The sequence below is a fragment of the Streptomyces coerulescens genome (genome assembly GCF_042657965.1).
GTDB classification, from domain to species: domain Bacteria; phylum Actinomycetota; class Actinomycetes; order Streptomycetales; family Streptomycetaceae; genus Streptomyces; species Streptomyces coerulescens.
Genome location: NZ_JBHSKM010000004.1, coordinates 233619 through 250015, shown reverse-complemented (window position 1 = coordinate 250015; position 16397 = coordinate 233619). Strand labels below are relative to the sequence as shown.

The 16397-nt window shown below is 68.9% G+C and carries 17 protein-coding genes; 9 read left to right on the top strand and 8 right to left on the bottom strand.

Annotated elements, in window-relative coordinates; genetic code table 11:
* The first annotated feature begins 17 nt into the window (after positions 1–17).
* From ACFPQ9_RS09550 to rplI, 3 genes are read left to right on the top strand one after another with little or no spacing between them, the layout of a single operon-like run.
* Positions 18–608: a single-stranded DNA-binding protein gene (locus tag ACFPQ9_RS09550; protein ID WP_380849719.1), complete on the top strand. Its 591-nt coding sequence runs from the start codon at positions 18–20 to the stop codon at positions 606–608.
* Between the two features lie 58 nt (positions 609–666).
* Positions 667–903, top strand: a complete 237-nt coding sequence (rpsR, locus tag ACFPQ9_RS09545; protein WP_003949403.1) for a 30S ribosomal protein S18 — start codon at positions 667–669, stop codon at positions 901–903.
* 18 nt (positions 904–921) lie between these two features.
* On the top strand, positions 922–1368 hold the full coding sequence (rplI, locus tag ACFPQ9_RS09540) for a 50S ribosomal protein L9 (protein WP_380849707.1): 447 nt from the start codon (positions 922–924) through the stop codon (positions 1366–1368).
* A 110-nt stretch (positions 1369–1478) separates the two neighbouring features.
* On the opposite strand, the gene ACFPQ9_RS09535 is transcribed toward rplI, so the two are convergent.
* A complete protein-coding gene (locus ACFPQ9_RS09535; RefSeq protein WP_380849704.1) occupies positions 1479–2816 on the bottom strand; it encodes an MATE family efflux transporter in 1338 nt (445 codons plus the stop codon).
* A gap of 459 nt (positions 2817–3275) precedes the next feature.
* Between ACFPQ9_RS09535 and dnaB the strand changes: the two genes are divergently transcribed.
* Positions 3276–4754, top strand: coding sequence for a replicative DNA helicase (gene dnaB, locus ACFPQ9_RS09530; protein WP_380849701.1), 1479 nt, complete (start codon positions 3276–3278; stop codon positions 4752–4754).
* 60 nt (positions 4755–4814) lie between these two features.
* Positions 4815–6203 carry a serine hydrolase domain-containing protein gene (locus ACFPQ9_RS09525; protein WP_380849698.1) on the top strand — a complete coding sequence of 463 codons (1389 nt, stop codon included), beginning with the start codon at positions 4815–4817 and terminating at the stop codon, positions 6201–6203.
* Between the two features lie 94 nt (positions 6204–6297).
* Here ACFPQ9_RS09525 and ACFPQ9_RS09520 read toward each other — a convergent pair whose 3' ends face one another.
* Together ACFPQ9_RS09520 and ACFPQ9_RS09515 are read right to left on the bottom strand one after the other, a co-directional pair.
* The gene (locus ACFPQ9_RS09520) at positions 6298–6750 is read right to left on the bottom strand and encodes a GNAT family N-acetyltransferase (RefSeq protein ID WP_380849695.1); all 453 of its coding nucleotides are present in this window, start codon (positions 6748–6750) and stop codon (positions 6298–6300) included.
* A 9-nt stretch (positions 6751–6759) separates the two neighbouring features.
* A complete protein-coding gene (locus tag ACFPQ9_RS09515) occupies positions 6760–7218 on the bottom strand; it encodes a MarR family winged helix-turn-helix transcriptional regulator (RefSeq protein WP_380849692.1) in 459 nt (152 codons plus the stop codon).
* A gap of 140 nt (positions 7219–7358) precedes the next feature.
* Between ACFPQ9_RS09515 and ACFPQ9_RS09510 the strand changes: the two genes are divergently transcribed.
* Both ACFPQ9_RS09510 and ACFPQ9_RS09505 read left to right on the top strand, forming a co-directional pair.
* Entirely contained in the window at positions 7359–8570 is a 1212-nt protein-coding gene (locus tag ACFPQ9_RS09510; protein ID WP_380849689.1) for an MFS transporter, read from the top strand.
* 99 nt (positions 8571–8669) lie between these two features.
* Positions 8670–9092: a GlcG/HbpS family heme-binding protein gene (locus tag ACFPQ9_RS09505; RefSeq protein ID WP_380849686.1), complete on the top strand. Its 423-nt coding sequence runs from the start codon at positions 8670–8672 to the stop codon at positions 9090–9092.
* 135 nt (positions 9093–9227) lie between these two features.
* Here ACFPQ9_RS09505 and ACFPQ9_RS09500 read toward each other — a convergent pair whose 3' ends face one another.
* The gene (locus ACFPQ9_RS09500) at positions 9228–10094 is read right to left on the bottom strand and encodes a GNAT family N-acetyltransferase (protein WP_380849683.1); all 867 of its coding nucleotides are present in this window, start codon (positions 10092–10094) and stop codon (positions 9228–9230) included.
* 214 nt (positions 10095–10308) lie between these two features.
* Between ACFPQ9_RS09500 and ACFPQ9_RS09495 the strand changes: the two genes are divergently transcribed.
* Positions 10309–10941 carry an HAD family hydrolase gene (locus ACFPQ9_RS09495; protein WP_380849680.1) on the top strand — a complete coding sequence of 211 codons (633 nt, stop codon included), beginning with the start codon at positions 10309–10311 and terminating at the stop codon, positions 10939–10941.
* A gap of 413 nt (positions 10942–11354) precedes the next feature.
* A complete protein-coding gene (locus ACFPQ9_RS09490) occupies positions 11355–13040 on the top strand; it encodes a globin domain-containing protein (RefSeq protein ID WP_380849677.1) in 1686 nt (561 codons plus the stop codon).
* A gap of 2 nt (positions 13041–13042) precedes the next feature.
* Here the strand turns inward: ACFPQ9_RS09490 and ACFPQ9_RS09485 are convergent, their stop codons facing one another.
* The 4 genes from ACFPQ9_RS09485 to ACFPQ9_RS09470 form a co-directional block, all read right to left on the bottom strand.
* A complete protein-coding gene (locus tag ACFPQ9_RS09485; RefSeq protein ID WP_380849674.1) occupies positions 13043–13525 on the bottom strand; it encodes an NUDIX domain-containing protein in 483 nt (160 codons plus the stop codon).
* An 89-nt stretch (positions 13526–13614) separates the two neighbouring features.
* The gene (locus ACFPQ9_RS09480; RefSeq protein ID WP_380849671.1) at positions 13615–14520 is read right to left on the bottom strand and encodes a LysR family transcriptional regulator; all 906 of its coding nucleotides are present in this window, start codon (positions 14518–14520) and stop codon (positions 13615–13617) included.
* A 232-nt stretch (positions 14521–14752) separates the two neighbouring features.
* The gene (locus ACFPQ9_RS09475; protein WP_380849669.1) at positions 14753–15904 is read right to left on the bottom strand and encodes a cystathionine gamma-lyase; all 1152 of its coding nucleotides are present in this window, start codon (positions 15902–15904) and stop codon (positions 14753–14755) included.
* The gene (locus tag ACFPQ9_RS09470) at positions 15901–16392 is read right to left on the bottom strand and encodes a low molecular weight protein-tyrosine-phosphatase (RefSeq protein WP_380849667.1); all 492 of its coding nucleotides are present in this window, start codon (positions 16390–16392) and stop codon (positions 15901–15903) included. The genes ACFPQ9_RS09475 and ACFPQ9_RS09470 overlap by 4 nt, the downstream gene beginning before the upstream one ends.
* Positions 16393–16397 lie beyond the last annotated feature (5 nt).

Sequence of the window (16397 nt, the reverse complement as noted above, 5' to 3'; positions counted from 1 at the left end):
CGCCGAGAGGTTCCCCCATGGCAGGCGAGACCGTCATCACGGTCGTCGGCAATCTTGTCGATGACCCCGAGCTGCGCTTCACCCCGTCCGGTGCGGCGGTCGCGAAGTTCCGTGTCGCGTCCACCCCCCGCACCTTCGACCGTCAGACGAACGAGTGGAAGGACGGCGAGAGCCTGTTCCTGACCTGCTCGGTCTGGCGTCAGGCGGCGGAGAACGTCGCCGAGTCGCTCCAGCGAGGCATGCGCGTCATCGTGCAGGGCCGGCTGAAGCAGCGGTCCTACGAGGACCGTGAGGGCGTCAAGCGCACGGTCTACGAACTGGACGTCGAGGAAGTCGGCGCCAGCCTGCGGAACGCCACGGCGAAGGTCACCAAGACCTCCGGTGGCGCCCGTGGTGGCCAGGGTGGTTACGGCGGCGGTGGCGGCCAGGGTGGCGGCGGCTGGGGTGGAAACTCCGGCGGCGGCCAGCAGGGTGGTGGCGGTGCTCCCGCCGACGACCCGTGGGCGACCGGCGCTCCCGCCGGTGGCCAGCAGGGCGGCGGCGGTGGCGGCTGGGGTGGAAACTCCGGCGGCGGTGGCGGCGGCTACTCGGACGAGCCCCCCTTCTAGACCCTCGGGTCTGGGGCGGGCCGTACCCCAAACTTCTTGATCACACAGGAGAAACACCATGGCGAAGCCGCCTGTGCGCAAGCCGAAGAAGAAGGTCTGCGCTTTCTGCAAGGACAAGGTCACGTACGTGGACTACAAGGACACGAACATGCTGCGGAAGTTCATTTCCGACCGCGGCAAGATCCGTGCCCGCCGCGTGACCGGCAACTGCACGCAGCACCAGCGTGACGTCGCCACGGCCGTCAAGAACAGCCGTGAGATGGCGCTGCTGCCCTACACCTCCACCGCGCGATAAGGGAAGGGTGACCGAAACATGAAGATCATCCTCACCCACGAGGTCTCCGGCCTCGGCGCCGCGGGCGACGTCGTCGACGTCAAGGACGGTTACGCTCGCAACTACCTGATCCCGCGGAAGTTCGCTATCCGCTGGACCAAGGGTGGCGAGAAGGACGTCGAGCAGATCCGTCGCGCTCGCAAGATCCACGAGATCCAGACCATCGAGCAGGCCAACGCTGTCAAGGCCCAGCTCGAGGGTGTGAAGGTCCGTCTGGCCGTCCGCTCGGGCGACGCCGGCCGTCTCTTCGGTTCCGTCACCCCGGCCGACATCGCTTCCGCGATCAAGGCTGCCGGTGGCCCCGAGGTCGACAAGCGCCGCATCGAGCTGGGCTCCCCGATCAAGACCCTGGGCGCCCACGAGACGTCCGTGCGTCTGCACCCCGAGGTTGCCGCCAAGGTCAACATCGAGGTCATCGCGGCCTGATCGCTGCGCTCGGCTTGAACAGCTGAATGAAGGGGCCGTACCTGCTGAGGTACGGCCCCTTCACTGTGTTTCACGTGAAACCGCGAAACCACGTGTTTCACGTGAAACAGTCAGCGCGTCGCGCCGGTGACGATCCAGCGTCCCGAACGGGCCCGTAGCCAGAGCGTCAGCATGCGCACTGCCATCATCAGCGTCATGGCCGCCCAGACCGCTGTGAGACCGCCACCGACCACGGGGACGAGCAGCGCGACCGGAGTGAACACGGCCAGCGTGAGCACCATGGCCCAGGCGAGGTAGGGGCCATCCCCCGCTCCCATCAGGACGCCGTCCAGTACGAAGACGACGCCGCAGATCGGCTGCGAGAGGGCCACCACGACAAGGGCGGGCAGGGCAGCCTCCTTGACGACTGCGTCGCTGGTGAACAACGGCAGGAAGAGTGGCCGGGAGATCAGCACGAGCAGGCCCAGGGCGACGCCTGCTGCGATGCCCCACTCCACCATGCGGCGGCAGGTGGCACGGGCACCCTCCACGTCGCCGGCGCCGAGATATCTGCCGATGATGGCCTGGCCGGCGATGGCGATGGCGTCCAGTGCGAAAGCGAGCAGGCTCCACAGCGAAAGGATGATCTGGTGTGCCGCGATGTCCGCATCCCCGAGACGGGCTGCGACGGCCGTCGCGATCATGAGGATCGCCCTCAGCGAGAGCGTACGGACCAGCAGAGGCACTCCGGCCTGTGCGGACGCCCTGATCCCGGCCGCTTCGGGACGCAGGGCTGCACCGTGCTTGCGGGCTCCGCGAACCACGACCACGAGATAGACCGCGGCCATGCCGAACTGGGCGATGACGGTGCCCCAGGCTGATCCTGCGATGCCGAGGTCGGCGCCATAGACGAGGCCGACGTTGAGGGCGGCGTTGGCGACGAACCCTGCCACGGCGACATAGAGCGGTGTTCTCGTGTCCTGGAGGCCGCGCAGGACGCCGGTGGCGGCGAGCACGACGAGCATGGCCGGTATGCCGAGTGCCGAGATCCGTAGATAGGTGGTCGCGTAAGGAGCCGCGGTGTCCGAGGCACCGAAGAGTTCCACGAGAAACGGTGCTGTGGGCAGGACGACGGCGATGACGGCGACTCCCAGGAGGATGGCCAGCCAGATGCCGTCCATGCCCTGGCGTATCGCGGCCTGAAGGTCGCCGGCGCCTACGCGTCGGGCTACGGCTGCCGTGGTGGCATAGGCGAGGAAGACGAAGACGCTGACGGCGGTCATGAGGAGGGCGGAGGCGACCCCGAGACCGGCGAGCTGGGCCGTGCCGAGATGGCCGACGATCGCACTGTCGGCCATGACGAAGAGGGGCTCGGCGACGAGTGCGCCGAAGGCCGGGACGGCCAGTGCGACGATCTCTCGATCGTGCTGTCGCCGGGCAGCCTTGGGTCTCGCGGGGGCCTGTGTCATGGCCATCAATCTAATCGTCCACAGGTAAGAGATGCAACTGAGTAGTGACCCTTACTTCTCGTCTCGCGTTGTGTGCTATCGCGCACCGTTCGAAGCGATCTTGGTCCGACTGGGGAAGTTTTTCTTCTGCACAGCCGGTGGACGGTAAACCAGCAGGTCAGGTGGGGGTGTCGGGAATCCTTCGGAGCTTGTTCACAGGGCTGTCCACCGGGTCGTGCACAGGTTTTGAGGAGTTCTCCACAGCATCCGGGCCGTCGTCCACATGGCCTGTGGATAACCAGATTGGCTGACGGTGCCCGCGGGCCTACCGTGGTCCGGCGCCCGCTCCGTCCGTCGGCCGTGAAAGCGTCACAAAACCGACGTGCCTGAACCGGAGTTGGGCCTCTTATTTGTCAGTGGCGTGCCGTAGAACAGAGAGGCACGGCGAGGTCCGCTCGGCGGACGGGAGGAGGTGGCTCGGTGAGCATTTCCGAGCCCTTGGACGACCCGTGGGCCGACAGCGGTCCCAGTGATCGTCTGCCCGCCTCCCGCCGACGTGGCGACGGTGGTCGAGGGCGCGACGAGCAGCATGATCGCGGCCGTGACAATGGCGAGTGGGAGGGCGGCGGTTCGACCTTCGAGCGGGTGCCGCCGCAGGACCTCGACGCCGAACAGTCCGTCCTCGGCGGCATGCTCCTGTCCAAGGACGCCATCGCCGATGTGGTCGAGGTCCTCAAGGGCCATGACTTCTACAAGCCGGCGCACGAGACGATCTTCCAGGCGATCCTCGACGTCTACGCCAAGGGCGAGCCGGCCGACCCGATCACCATCGCCGCCGAGCTCACCAAGCGTGGTGAGATCAACAAGGTCGGCGGCGCCTCGTATCTGCACACGCTCGTCCAGACGGTGCCGACGGCGGCCAACGCCGAGTACTACGCGGAAATCGTCCACGAGCGGGCCGTGCTGCGCCGCCTGGTCGAGGCCGGGACGCGCATCACACAGATGGGATACGCGGCCGACGACGACGTCGACGAGATCGTCAATCGCGCCCAGGCCGAGATCTACGCCGTCACCGAGCAGCGCACCAGCGAGGACTACCTCCCGCTCGGCGACATCATGGAGGGCGCGCTCGACGAGATCGAGGCGATCGGCTCACGCACCGGCGAGATGACCGGTGTGCCCACCGGGTTCACGGACCTCGACTCCCTCACCAACGGTCTGCACCCGGGCCAGATGGTCGTCATCGCGGCCCGCCCCGCGATGGGTAAGTCCACGCTCGCCCTGGACTTCGCACGCGCGGCATCGATCAAGCACAACCTGGCGAGTGTCATCTTCTCCCTGGAAATGGGGCGCAACGAGATCGCGATGCGTCTGCTGTCGGCCGAGGCACGCGTGGCCCTGCACCACATGCGTTCCGGGACGATGACGGACGAGGACTGGACCCGGCTGGCGCGACGGATGCCCGAGGTGTCGGCGGCGCCGCTCTACATCGACGACTCCCCGAACCTGTCGATGATGGAGATCCGTGCGAAGTGCCGTCGGCTGAAGCAGCGCAACGACATCAAGCTCGTGATCATCGACTACCTCCAGCTGATGCAGTCCGGTGGCTCGAAGCGTTCCGAGAGCCGTCAGCAGGAAGTCTCGGACATGTCCCGTAACCTCAAGCTCCTCGCCAAGGAGCTGGAAGTCCCGGTCATCGCGCTCTCGCAGCTCAACCGTGGTCCCGAGCAGCGTACGGACAAGAAGCCGATGGTGTCCGACCTGCGCGAGTCCGGCTCCATCGAGCAGGACGCCGACATGGTGATCCTGCTGCACCGCGAGGACGCCTACGAGAAGGAGTCGCCGCGCGCCGGCGAGGCCGACATCATCGTGGGCAAGCACCGTAACGGTCCGACGGCGACGATCACGGTCGCCTTCCAGGGCCACTACTCGCGGTTCGTGGACATGGCGCAGACCTGATCCGCGTCCCTGCCGGAATGCGCTCGACTCCCGAGCGGTCGGCAGGGTGGACTGGGGGGCATGACGACATCTCAGGACGAGTTGCTTCCCACCACGCGCCGTGCGCTGTTGCACCGCATCGCCACGGCCCAGTCCGAGGGGCGGGCGCCCTCGATGGTGGCCGCGGTCGTGCGGGACGGCCGGGCGGTGTGGCACGGCTCGCGTACCTCGGTGGACGGGCACGGGCCGGACGAGCATGTGCAGTACCGCATCGGCTCGATCACCAAGACCTTCACCGCCGTTCTCGTTCTGCGTCTGCGTGACGAGGGCCTGCTTGCCCTCGGGGACCCGCTGGAGAAGCATCTGCCGGGCACCGGTGCGGGGGAGGCCACCATCGCCGAACTGCTCGCGCACGCGAGCGGGCTGGCGGCCGAGTCGCCCGCGCCCTGGTGGGAGCGGACCCCCGGATCGCTGCGGCCCGAGCTGTCCGACGTCCTCGGCGAACAGCCGTTCCGGCATCCGTCGGGCCGCCGGTTCCACTACTCGAACCCCGGTTACACGTTGCTGGGCGCGCTGATCGAGAAGCTGCGCGGAGCCTCCTGGGAGGACGTACTCCGGCGGGAAGTGCTCGAACCCCTGGGACTGAGCCGCACGAGTGCGCGGCCGCAGGCGCCGCACGCCGGAGGCTGGGCCGTGCATCCCTGGGCCGATGTGATGCTTCCCGAGCCGGTCGAGGACCTCGGTCGTATGGCGTCCGCCGGTCAACTCTGGTCGACCACCGATGACTTGGCGCGGTTCGCGGCCTTCCTGATCAAGGGAGACGACCGGGTGCTCAGTGCCGAGTCGCTGCGGGACATGAGGACGCCCGCGGCTCCGATGGAGGTCGCGGACGTGTCGGGCGGCTATGCCTACTGCCTGGGCCTGGAGCTCCGCCACCAAGATGGCAGGGCCCTTCTCGGTCACTCGGGCTCGCTGCCCGGCTTCGTCGCGTGCCTCACCGTCAGCATGGAGGACGATCTCGCCGCTGTCGTCCTGGCCAACTGCACCTCTGGGCCGCTGCTGTTCACGGTGGCCGCGGATCTCGTCCGGATCGTCGCCGAGGCCGAGCCGAGGATTCCCGAACCGTGGCGTCCCATGCGGGACTTCGACCCGTCAGTCCTGGAGCTGGCCGGGCAGTGGTACTGGGGCACACATGCCTTCGCGCTGCGCTTGACGGCCGACGGACCCTCCTTGGAGCCGCTGTCCGGCAAGGGACGCAGCGCGCGGTTCCGGTCCAACGGCGACGGCACATGGACAGGACTGGACGGCTATTACGCCGGCGAGCTCCTGCAGGCCGTACGACGGCCGGACGGGTCCGTGGACCACCTGGACCTCGGGTCGTTCGTGTTCACGCGTCAGCCGTACGGAGAGGGGGCCGCTGTGCCGGGTGGAGTGGACCCCGACGGATGGCGGGGGATCGGCGAGCTCTGACTGTTCGGATCGGAGTGCATCGGGTGCCGTGCCTGTGCCGCGTGGCGCTCGACCGGCTGGCACCTGTTTCACGTGAAACAGGCGCCAGTCCGTTTCACAGCTCGAGCTTGAAGCCCATGTGCGAGGACGCGAAGCCGAGCCGCTCATAGAAGCGGTGGGCGTCCGTACGGCTCTTGTCGGAGGTCAGCTGCACCAACTGGCAGTTCTGACGCCGGGATTCATCGATCGCCCACTCGATGAGCCGCGTGCCCAGGCCGCTGCCGCGCTCGTCGGAGTGGATGCGTACGGCTTCGATGATCGACCTGGTCGCGCCACGTCGGGACAGTCCGGGGATGACCGTGAGCTGGAGCGTGCCGATGACGCGTCCCTCGCGGACGGCGACGACCAGGTGCTGGTTCGGGTCGGCGGTGAGCCGCTCGAACGCGGCGAGGTACGGGGTCGGGTCGTCGAGCGATTCGCGCTGTGCGCCGAGCGGATCGTCCGCGAGCATGTCGACGATCGCGGGGATGTCCTCGGTGACAGCGGGGCGTATCTCAAGATCTCCCATGCTCGCACCCTATGCGGGCGCCGGGAGCGACTCCACGACCCGTACCAGCGGAACCAGCTCAGGGTTCTTCGCCGCCTCGTCCAGGGCCTCACGCAGGGCCTTGTCGTTGGTGGGGCGGGCCTCGGCGAGGAGTGCGAGGCCGGCTTCGGTGACGTCGGTGTAGATGCCGCGGCGGTCGGTGGGGCAGAGGTAGCGGGAGAGGAGGCCCCGGTCCTCGAGGCGGGTGACGAGGCGGGTGGTGGCGCTCTGGCTGAGGACGACGGCGTCGGCGACCTGCTTCATCTGGAGGTGGCCGCCTTCGCCGCTGTGCTGGCGGCTGAGGACGTCGAGCAGGGAGTACTCGCGCACGCTGAGGTCGTGGCGGGTCTGCAGGGCGCGTTCGATGTGCGTCTCGATCCTGCCGTGGAGCAGGGAGAGGGCGCACCAGCCCTGGGCGAGGGCGGTGAGTGCGGGGTCTGTCGCTGTCATGGCGGTTCCTCCGTCCCGGAGCGGCTGAAGTCAGGGTAGAGCAGGATCGCAATAGCCTGCGCTTGCAAGTATGCCGCGCCTGCAAGTATTGTCTTCGAACGTAAAGCGCTCCTGCAATCTTCCGGAAGGTGTACCCCTCTATGCCTCTCGCGCTTCTGGCCCTCGCGATCGGGGCCTTCGGAATCGGAACGACCGAGTTCGTGATCATGGGCTTGCTGCCCGAGGTCGCGGGTGACTTCGGCGTCTCCATCCCCACCGCCGGGCTGCTGGTGACCGGATACGCGCTGGGCGTCGTCCTCGGCGCCCCGCTGATGACCGTGCTCGGCACCAAGGTCTCCCGCAAGCGGATGCTGATGCTGCTGATGGGCCTCTTCATCGTCGGCAACCTGCTGTCCGCCGTCGCCCCCGCCTTCGCGATCATGCTGATCGGCCGTGTGGTCGCCTCGCTCGCCCACGGTGCCTTCTTCGGCATCGGCTCGGTCGTCGCGGCCGACCTGGTCGCCCCGGACAAGAAGGCCGGAGCCATCGCGATGATGTTCACCGGTCTGACCGTCGCCAACGTGGTCGGCGTCCCGCTGGGCACCTTCGTGGGACAGTCCGCCGGCTGGCGCGTCACCTTCGGCATCGTCGCCGCCCTCGGCGTGATCGGCCTGATCGGCATCGCCAAGCTCGTCCCCGACTTGCCCAAGGCCGAAGGCGTACGTCTGCGCCATGAGCTCGCCGCGTTCAAGAACGCCCAGGTCCTGCTCGCCATGGCGATGACGGTCCTCGGCTTCGGCGGGGTCTTCGCGGCCATCACCTACATCGCGCCGATGATGACCCACGTCGCCGGTTTCGCCGACGGCTCCGTCACCTGGCTGCTGGTCCTCTTCGGGCTCGGCATGGTCGGCGGCAACCTGATCGGCGGCAAGTACGCCGACCGCGCGCTGATGCCCATGCTGTACGTCTCCCTGGGCGCCCTCGCCGTCGTGCTCGCGCTGTTCACGCTCACGGCACACAACAAGGTCCTCGCGGCCGCCACCATCGCGCTGATCGGCGCCCTCGGCTTCGCCACCGTTCCACCGCTGCAGAAGCGTGTCCTCGACCAGGCGCACGGCGCCCCGACGCTGGCCTCGGCGGTCAACATCGGCGCCTTCAACCTCGGTAACGCCCTCGCCGCCTGGCTCGGCGGGATGGTCATCGCGGGCGGCTACGGCTACACGTCGCCCAACTGGGTCGGCGCCGCCCTCGCCGCGTCCGCGCTGCTGCTCGCGTTCCTCTCGGCCGCACTGGAACGCCGCGACGGGGCCGCCGGCAGCCAGGTTGTCGCGGGCAGCACGCCCGTCGAGCAGCGAGCCGCCGTTCACCACTGAGCCGACCCGAGTGCGGGGTCAGGGCCGCCCCGCACTCCCGGCTCCGTGCACAGCACCACACCGCCCCACCGCAGTACCCACAGCAAGGAGAACCCCCTCATGAGCACCACCACCGCAGTCGCCCCCCTGACCACCCAGGACGCCGACCTCCTCATCGCCGCCGCTCACCGCGCGGCCGAAGAGGCCGGAGTGAGCGTCAGTGTCACCGTCCTGGACGCCGGGGGACATCTGCTCGCCTTCCGCCGTGACGACCGGGCCGTTCTGATCGCCGGGGAGACCAGCACCCGCAAGGCCTACACGGCACTCCAGCTCAACGCCCCCACCGCCGACCTCGTCGATGCCGTACAGCCCGGAGGGCTCTTCCACACCCTGCCCACCGCACTCGACCGTCCGCTGCTGTTCATCGCGGGCGGTGTGCCGGTCCACCGGGACGGCCGACTGATCGGCGCGATCGGTGTCGGCGGCGGCGCGCCCGACCAGGACCATGGCTTCGCGACGGCCGCGATCGAGGCGCTCGCCTGACGGCAGCCTCGCATCGAACTCGCCTGACAGCGCCCACACATCGAACTCGCCTGACAGCACCCGCACATCGAAAAGGAAGCGCCGGTCCCCGATGGGACCGGCGTTTCCATGCGTGGGGCAGCCCGCGGTCGAGCCTCAGCCCGCGGCGACGGTCAGGGGAGCGAAGCGCCGGGTCCAGTCGCCGGGCAGCTCGGAGATGCCGTATGTCATGACCGAGTTGAAGGCGACCGAGGCCAGGCCGTGCTCCTTCAGCCAGGCCACCAGCTCCTCATGGCGTACGTCGATGTCCGTGCGCAAGGGTCGGTCGGTGTGGGCGGCGAGGGAGGCGATGAGTGCCTTCGCGGTCTCGGTGTCGCGGGCGATCAGCGGGCCCACGACCTGAGTGTCCATGTTGGGCCAGGCGCCTGTGTAACCGATGATCCGGCCCTTGTCCTCGGCGACGCGCAGCTGGTCGGCGAAGGCGGGCAGCCGCGTGATGATGTGCGTGCGATCGGCGCCGAACACCTCCTCGTCGAGCCGCACGATGGCGCTGAGGTCCTCGGCGGTGGCGGCACGCGTGGAGACCGAGGGCACCGCCCCACCGGGCGTGAACCGGCCGCGCAGCATCTCCGCCCGACCAGTGACCTTGAAACCGAGCTCCTCGTACAGCGGACGGCCGTTCGGTGTCGCGTGCAGCGTCAGTGGTGTCGTGCCCATCAAGTCGACGATGTGACGCATGAGCCGGCGCCCGACGCCCCGGCGGGCATGCCGCTCGGCGACCAGGACCATGCCGATGGCTCCCAGGTCTGGGCGCTCCCGCGGACCGTACTCCGTGACGACGCACGCGCCGACGAGCCCGCCGTCGGGGTCGTCGATGCCGTAGCCCCTTCCGGCTGTGAGCAGGAACCCCCACTTGTGTTCCTCTCGGGGCCAGCCCCGATCCTCGGACAAGTCGGCGCAGGCGGTGAGGTCGCGAGGCGTCAGACGGCGGATGGGCAGAGCGGCGAGGGAAGGAGTCGGCACGCAGGTCAGGCTGTCTGACAACCGCCCTGATCGTCCACCCGTTTCCGGAGAGAGGCGCGACCTTTTGGCCATGTCATGGGCGCCCGCACAGGATGTCGATAGCCGCTGGGTGTTTCACGTGAAACATGGGCGAACGCCGAGCATCCGCCAAAGGGCCTTCCAAGACAGCCAAGGGGCTGAAGGCATTCGCCATTAGCCTCATGGCTCATGGCTCATGGCGAGACTTCACCTCTTCGACCTGGACGGCACGCTTCTGCGTGGCACCTCTGCACCCGTGGAGATCTCACGGCAGCTCGGGCTGGAAGTGGAGACAGTCGCGCTCGATCGGGAGATCCAGGCAGGGTTGATCGGCCCTCCGGAGTATGCGCAGCGGGTGCACGCGCTCTGGGCCGATCTCACGGATGTCCATGTGACGGCCGCTTTCGAGGGCGCGCCTTGGATGGCCCGGATCCGGGAGGTCTGGACCGAGATCAGGGGACAGGGCGACTACTGTGCCGTGATATCGCTTTCGCCCTCATTCTTCGTGGAGCGGCTGACGGGCTGGGGCGCGCACGCGGCGTATGGCTCGCGTTTTCCGGCCGTGCCGTTCACCGAGCCCGTCGACCCGGCCGGAGTGCTCAGTGCCGAGGCAAAGGTCCGCATCGCCGACCGGCTCTGCGAGGAGTTCGGTGTGACGCGCGCCGAATGCGTCGCCTATGGCGACTCGCTGTCGGACAAAGACCTGTTCGGGGCTGTCCCGGTGTCCGTCGCGATCAACGCGGACCGTCATCTGGCCGGCCTCGCGACCCATACCTACATGGGGATGGATCTGTGGGAAGCCTATGAATTGGTGCGCAGCGGCCGGTAATTGAAGGAATTGACCGTTCGTCCCCTCGCCCATTTCGTGAGGGCGCAAGGGGGGACTTGTGATCGGGGCCTCGGCCGGTAGGGTCGACTCCGGTTCGTGTCCGAGCTGTGATCCAGACTCCCGGTGTGGACCGAGTGCAAGACAGAGCAGCGTAATGGGACGGAGAGATCGAAGACCCACATTCTCGGTTATGGAGCCAAGGCGCTGACGCTCGGTGGGATGCTGCGGTGAGAGCACTGCGGCCAATGTCACACTCTCGACTTACTTGTCCGTACTGGGTGTGAATACGGGTTGAATGTCGCCGCATCGGATCGCGGCAACGAACGGGGAATGCAAGACGTCACGGGGGAACAGGCACCTTCCGATCAGGAAGTGCGCAGACCGACCGAAAGATGTTCGAGGCGAGGCACACCATGGACGCTCCGACCACCACGTCGGCCGACAACGGCACTTCCGGCGGCGGGGGCGGCTGGTTCACGCCGCGCAAGCAGCCGGCGACGACTCCGGGCACTGAACAGGAACCCACCGAGGGCCGACGACTTGCCGCCATGCGACCGGTGGGCAGGACCTCGACCGCCGACGGCACGGTTCCACCGGCCGGCCAGGATCGTGACCCCGGCTCCGACGACGCCCACCAGTCAGGCCCTGACCGCCCGCACCACGCGGGTGACGGGGCGGCGGCCCCACAACCGGGGGCACCGCCCGCGACGCCGACCCCCGAACCGCCCATGGCGGGCCACATACCGCCCCCGCATCCGACGCCGTCCACCGCTCCGGCCGCAGACCAAGTCCCGTACGCCGTCGCTCAGGCGGCCACAACACGGGCCCAAGCGCCGGGCCCCAGCCCTTTCGCGGCGTCCGAACCCCTCACGGCGCCCACCTCCCTCGCGCAACCGACATCCCTAGCGCAGCCGACGTCCCTCACGCAGCCGACGGCCTCGGACCAGCTGCACGTCCCGGCTCAGCGCCCCGCACCCGCTCAACCCGCCTCCCCGGACGCCGTACTGATCCGCCGGACGATGGCCGAGGTGGGCCCCGTGGCCGACAAGGTCACCTCGTACTTCTATGCGCTGCTCTTCGTACGCCACCCCGATCTGCGCTCCCTGTTCCCCGCCGCGATGGACACCCAGCGCGACCGGCTGCTGAAGGCCCTGCTCACCGCGGCCGAGCACATCGACAACAAGCCCGTCCTCGTCGACTACCTGCAGAACCTCGGCCGAGGACACCGCAAGTACGGCACCAGGCCCGAGCACTACCCGGCCGTCGGAGAGTGCCTCATCGGTTCGCTCAGCAAGTACGCGCCCGACGTCTGGAGCGGCGAGATGGAGGCCGCCTGGGTCCGGGCGTACACGACGATCTCGCAGGTCATGATCGACGCCGCGGCGGCCGACGAACTGCGCGCCCCCGCCTGGTGGTACGCGGAGGTCGTGTCGCACGAGCTGAGGACGTCGGACGTCGCCGTCCTCACCGTCCGCCCCGACCAGCCCTATCCCTTTCTCGCCGGGCAGTACACGAGCGTGGAGACGCCCTGGTGGCCCAGGGTCTGGCGGCACTACTCGTTCGCCTCCGCGCCCCGCTCGGACGGCCTGCTGACCTTCCATGTGAAGGCCGTGCCCGCGGGCTGGGTCTCCAACGCGCTGGTGCACCGCGCCCGCCCCGGCGACATCATCCGGCTCGGTCCGCCGGGCGGCTCGATGACCGTCGACCACACCACCGACAGCGGGCTGCTCTGCCTGGGCGGCGGCACCGGCATAGCGCCCATCAAGGCACTGGTCGAGGACGTCGCCGAGCACGGCGATCGGCGACCGGTCGAGGTCTTCTACGGCGCCCGGACCGACCAGGACCTGTACGACATCGACACGATGCTCAGGCTCAAGCAGTCCCACCCCTGGCTGGAGGTCCGCCCCGTGGTGGACCGGCAGGGACTGCTCCAGCTTCCCGAAGCCATACGCGAGTACGGGCCCTGGACCGAGTACGACGCCTATGTCTCCGGGCCGCCCGGCATGATCCGCAGCGGAGTCGACGTACTGAGAGACATCGGCATCCCGGTCAGTCGCATACGCCATGACTCGGTGGAGGAGCTCGTCGCCGCGATCTGATGTCAGCCCAGGTCGGGCGCGTGCATCGCGCGCACGCCCTCGATGTTCCCGTCGAGGTAGTGGCGCAGGGACAACGGCACGAGATGGACGGACGCGATCCCGACCCGGGTGAACGGCACCCGCACGATCTCGTACTCGCCGACCGGCTCGTCCACCTCCGGGCCATGCCGCAAGGACGGGTCCATGGTCCCCAGGCGGCAGACGAAGAAGTGCTGCACCTTTACACCGGTCGCTCCGCCGTCCTCGCCGATGTGCTCCACCGTGTCGACGAAGCAGGGCACCACATCGGTGATCTTGGCGCCGAGTTCCTCGTAGACCTCGCGGTGCAAGGCGTCCACGACGGTCGAGTCCGTCGGCTCGACGCCGCCACCGGGCGTGAGCCAGTACGGATCCATGCCGGGCTTGGTGCGCTTGATCAGGATCAAGTCGTTGCCGTCCAGCAGAACGGCGCGTGCGGTGCGCTTGACCACGGGTCGGACGGTCATGGGAGAAATGTGGCCCGGCTGGTTCCACGTGAAACATCGCGAAACGTCACCCGTCGAGCTCACCGGGTGATGTCCCGGAAAGGCTCTGCTCACGCCCAGTCCGAGGCCGCTCGAAGCAGCCACTCATGAGCCCGCGCGATATGCGGCATCGCCAGCGTGCCGGTGCGGACGACCAGGAAATACGTCCGCAACGGCGGCACCGGCGGATCATGCAGGGCGACGACCTCGCCGCGCTCCAGGGCGGTGGCACACAGATAGCGGGGCAGCACCGCGAGCCCGGCCCCCGCGACGGCACAGGCAAGGACCGCACGCAGGTCAGGGACGATCACCGTGCCCGGGGCCGCGGGACGGGAGTCGTAGACCGCAGCCCAGTAACGGGAGACGAAGGGGAGCGACTCGTGCACCTCCACCACCGGCACGTCCTCCAGGGCATGCGCGCCCTTGTGGCGCAGCTGACCCGCGCCGATCCGGTCGACCCAGTGGGGAGCGGCGACGAGCATGTGTTCCTCGTCGCAGAGCGGAGTCGCCGTGAGCAGAGCACCGCGCGGACGGGCCGTACTGATGGCCAGATCGTGATGCCCGGCGGCCAGCCCTTCCAGGGCCTCCTCGGCGTTCCCGAAGGACGCGCGTAACGCGAAGCCCTGGCCGTCCTCGCCGGTCAGCTCGGTGAGCGCGGGCAGCGCACGCTCGGCCGTGAACTCAGGAGGCCCGGCGAGGTGCAGGGTTCGTAGGGAGGACTCGTCGTCGACACCGGTCTCGGTGATCTCCACCAGGGCGTCCAGATGCGGCGCGGCCTTGTGGGCGAGCTCGTCGCCGATGGTCGTGGGTGTCACGCCGCGGGCCTGCCGTAGAAACAGAGGGCGGCCCAACTGCCGCTCCAGGGTGCGGATCTGCGAGGTCACGGCCGGTTGCGACAGTCCCAGCAGCGCGGCGGCCCGGGTGAAGGAGCCGGCCCGGTGCACGGTCACAAAGGTGCGCAACAAGGCCAGATCCATACCCGACGCTCCCCTTCCCCGCCCTTCTCCCCACCCCCAGGGCAGGGCCCAACTATAAATAAGTCGATAGGTCGCTGTCGCTACTGTGATTGGACACTGACAGAGAGTCAACTAGCCTTGTTCGCGCGGTTCTTCGCGCGCGGAACCGAGGGCGGTCCGAGCCACGAGGGGGGAGGCTCGGACCGCCCGTTCTACGTATCAAGCCATCGACGGACGAGGGCGGCAGCCCCGGTCACCCAGCCGATTCGTCCAGCGCGCGCAGCACATCCGCCACCAGATCCTGCGGATCCTCCGCGCCCACGGACATCCGGATGAAGCCCTCCGGTACGGCGTCACCGCCCCAGCGTCCGCGCCGCTCGGCCGTGGAACGCACCCCGCCGAAGCTGGTCGCGTCGTCGACGAGCCGCAGGGCGTCCAGGAAGCGCTCGGCACGCGCCCGCGTGGGCAGCGTGAAGGACACCACGCAGCCATGGCGCCGCATCTGCCGCGAGGCGATCTCGTGCGACGGGTCACCGGGCAGCCCCGGATAGCGCACCCCGAGCTCCTCCGGCCCGTCGCGCAACGCCTCGGCGACAGCGAGGGCATTGGCGCTCTGCCGCTCCACGCGCAGTTGGAGCGTGGCGAGGGAACGGTGGGCGAGCCAGGCCTCCATGGGGCCCGGAATCGCCCCGACGATCTTCCGCCAGCGCCGGACCGCCGACATGGCCTCGGCGTCGCGGCCCGTGACGTACCCCAGGAGCAGGTCGCCGTGCCCTGTCAGCTGCTTGGTGCCGCTGGCCACCGAGAAGTCCGCGCCGAGCTCCAGCGGACGCTGCCCGAGCGGCGTCGCGAGGGTGTTGTCGACGGCGACGAGAGCGCCGCGCGCATGAGCCTCCGCGGCGAGCCGCCGGATGTCGCACACATCGAGGCCGGGGTTGGACGGCGTCTCGATCCACAGCAGCTTCGCGCCGTCCAGGACGCGGAGCTGGGCGTCCCCGCCGGTCGGCGCGGTGCGCACCTCGATGCCGTACGCCTCCAGCTGCACCCGCGCCAGAGGCAGCGCCTGATAGCCGTCGTTCGGCAGGACGACCGTGTCGCCGGACCGCAGCTGGGAGAAGAGCACCGACGAGATGGCGGCCATGCCTGAGGCGAAGGCCAGCGTCTCGACGCCGTCCTCCCCGGGCGCCTCCAGCTCGCCGATGGCGCGCTCCAGATGGGTCCAGGTCGGGTTCTCGTCCCGGCCGTAGGTGTACGGCCCCGTCGGCTCGCCCGGCAGGTGATAGTGGGCGGCGAACACCGGGCCCGGCAGGGTCGGCTCGTACTTGACCGGCTCGGGCAGGCCCGCCCGCACCGCGCGCGTGCCGTCGCCGCCGGAAGGCGGCCCCTGGGGGCTCGTGTCGCTCATGCCGCGTGTCCCTCCACTTGCTCGCGGACCGCGGCGAGCAGGCCCGTGCTCGCCGCCTCCACCATGTCGAGGCACTCCTCGAAACCGTCCCTGCCGCCGTAGTACGGGTCCGGCACATCGAGGTCGTCGCCCGCCGCGGCGTCATAAGAACGCAGCATCCGTACCTTCGCCGCGTCCTCCGGCGACGGAGCGAGGCGCCGCAGGGCCTTGAGATGACCGGTGTCGAGGGCGATGACGAGGTCGAGGCGCGCGAACCAGGACGGCTGGAACTGACGGGCCGTGTGGCCGCCGTCGTAGCCGTGCTCCTCCAGGACGGAGACGGTGCGCGGGTCGGCCGGGTCGCCCTCGTGCCAGCCGCCGGTGCCGGCGCTGTCGACCTCGACCCGGTCGTCGAGCCCGGCTTCCTCGACGCGGGCGCGGAAGACGGACTCGGCCATCGGCGAGCGGCAGATGTTGCCGGTGCAGACGAAGCAGACGCGGTAGGTCATCGGGT

Coding starts and splice junctions, on each gene's coding strand:
- ACFPQ9_RS09505 (WP_380849686.1), top strand. CDS start 8,670: ATGAGCACCACCACCGCAGTCGCCCCCCTGACCACCCAGGACGCCGAC.
- ACFPQ9_RS09515 (WP_380849692.1), bottom strand. CDS start 7,218: ATGACAGCGACAGACCCCGCACTCACCGCCCTCGCCCAGGGCTGGTGC.
- ACFPQ9_RS09510 (WP_380849689.1), top strand. CDS start 7,359: ATGCCTCTCGCGCTTCTGGCCCTCGCGATCGGGGCCTTCGGAATCGGA.
- ACFPQ9_RS09550 (WP_380849719.1), top strand. CDS start 18: ATGGCAGGCGAGACCGTCATCACGGTCGTCGGCAATCTTGTCGATGAC.
- ACFPQ9_RS09535 (WP_380849704.1), bottom strand. CDS start 2,816: ATGACACAGGCCCCCGCGAGACCCAAGGCTGCCCGGCGACAGCACGAT.
- rpsR (WP_003949403.1), top strand. CDS start 667: ATGGCGAAGCCGCCTGTGCGCAAGCCGAAGAAGAAGGTCTGCGCTTTC.
- ACFPQ9_RS09485 (WP_380849674.1), bottom strand. CDS start 13,525: ATGACCGTCCGACCCGTGGTCAAGCGCACCGCACGCGCCGTTCTGCTG.
- ACFPQ9_RS09480 (WP_380849671.1), bottom strand. CDS start 14,520: ATGGATCTGGCCTTGTTGCGCACCTTTGTGACCGTGCACCGGGCCGGC.
- ACFPQ9_RS09475 (WP_380849669.1), bottom strand. CDS start 15,904: ATGAGCGACACGAGCCCCCAGGGGCCGCCTTCCGGCGGCGACGGCACG.
- rplI (WP_380849707.1), top strand. CDS start 922: ATGAAGATCATCCTCACCCACGAGGTCTCCGGCCTCGGCGCCGCGGGC.
- ACFPQ9_RS09490 (WP_380849677.1), top strand. CDS start 11,355: ATGGACGCTCCGACCACCACGTCGGCCGACAACGGCACTTCCGGCGGC.
- ACFPQ9_RS09470 (WP_380849667.1), bottom strand. CDS start 16,392: ATGACCTACCGCGTCTGCTTCGTCTGCACCGGCAACATCTGCCGCTCG.
- ACFPQ9_RS09520 (WP_380849695.1), bottom strand. CDS start 6,750: ATGGGAGATCTTGAGATACGCCCCGCTGTCACCGAGGACATCCCCGCG.
- ACFPQ9_RS09495 (WP_380849680.1), top strand. CDS start 10,309: ATGGCGAGACTTCACCTCTTCGACCTGGACGGCACGCTTCTGCGTGGC.
- ACFPQ9_RS09525 (WP_380849698.1), top strand. CDS start 4,815: ATGACGACATCTCAGGACGAGTTGCTTCCCACCACGCGCCGTGCGCTG.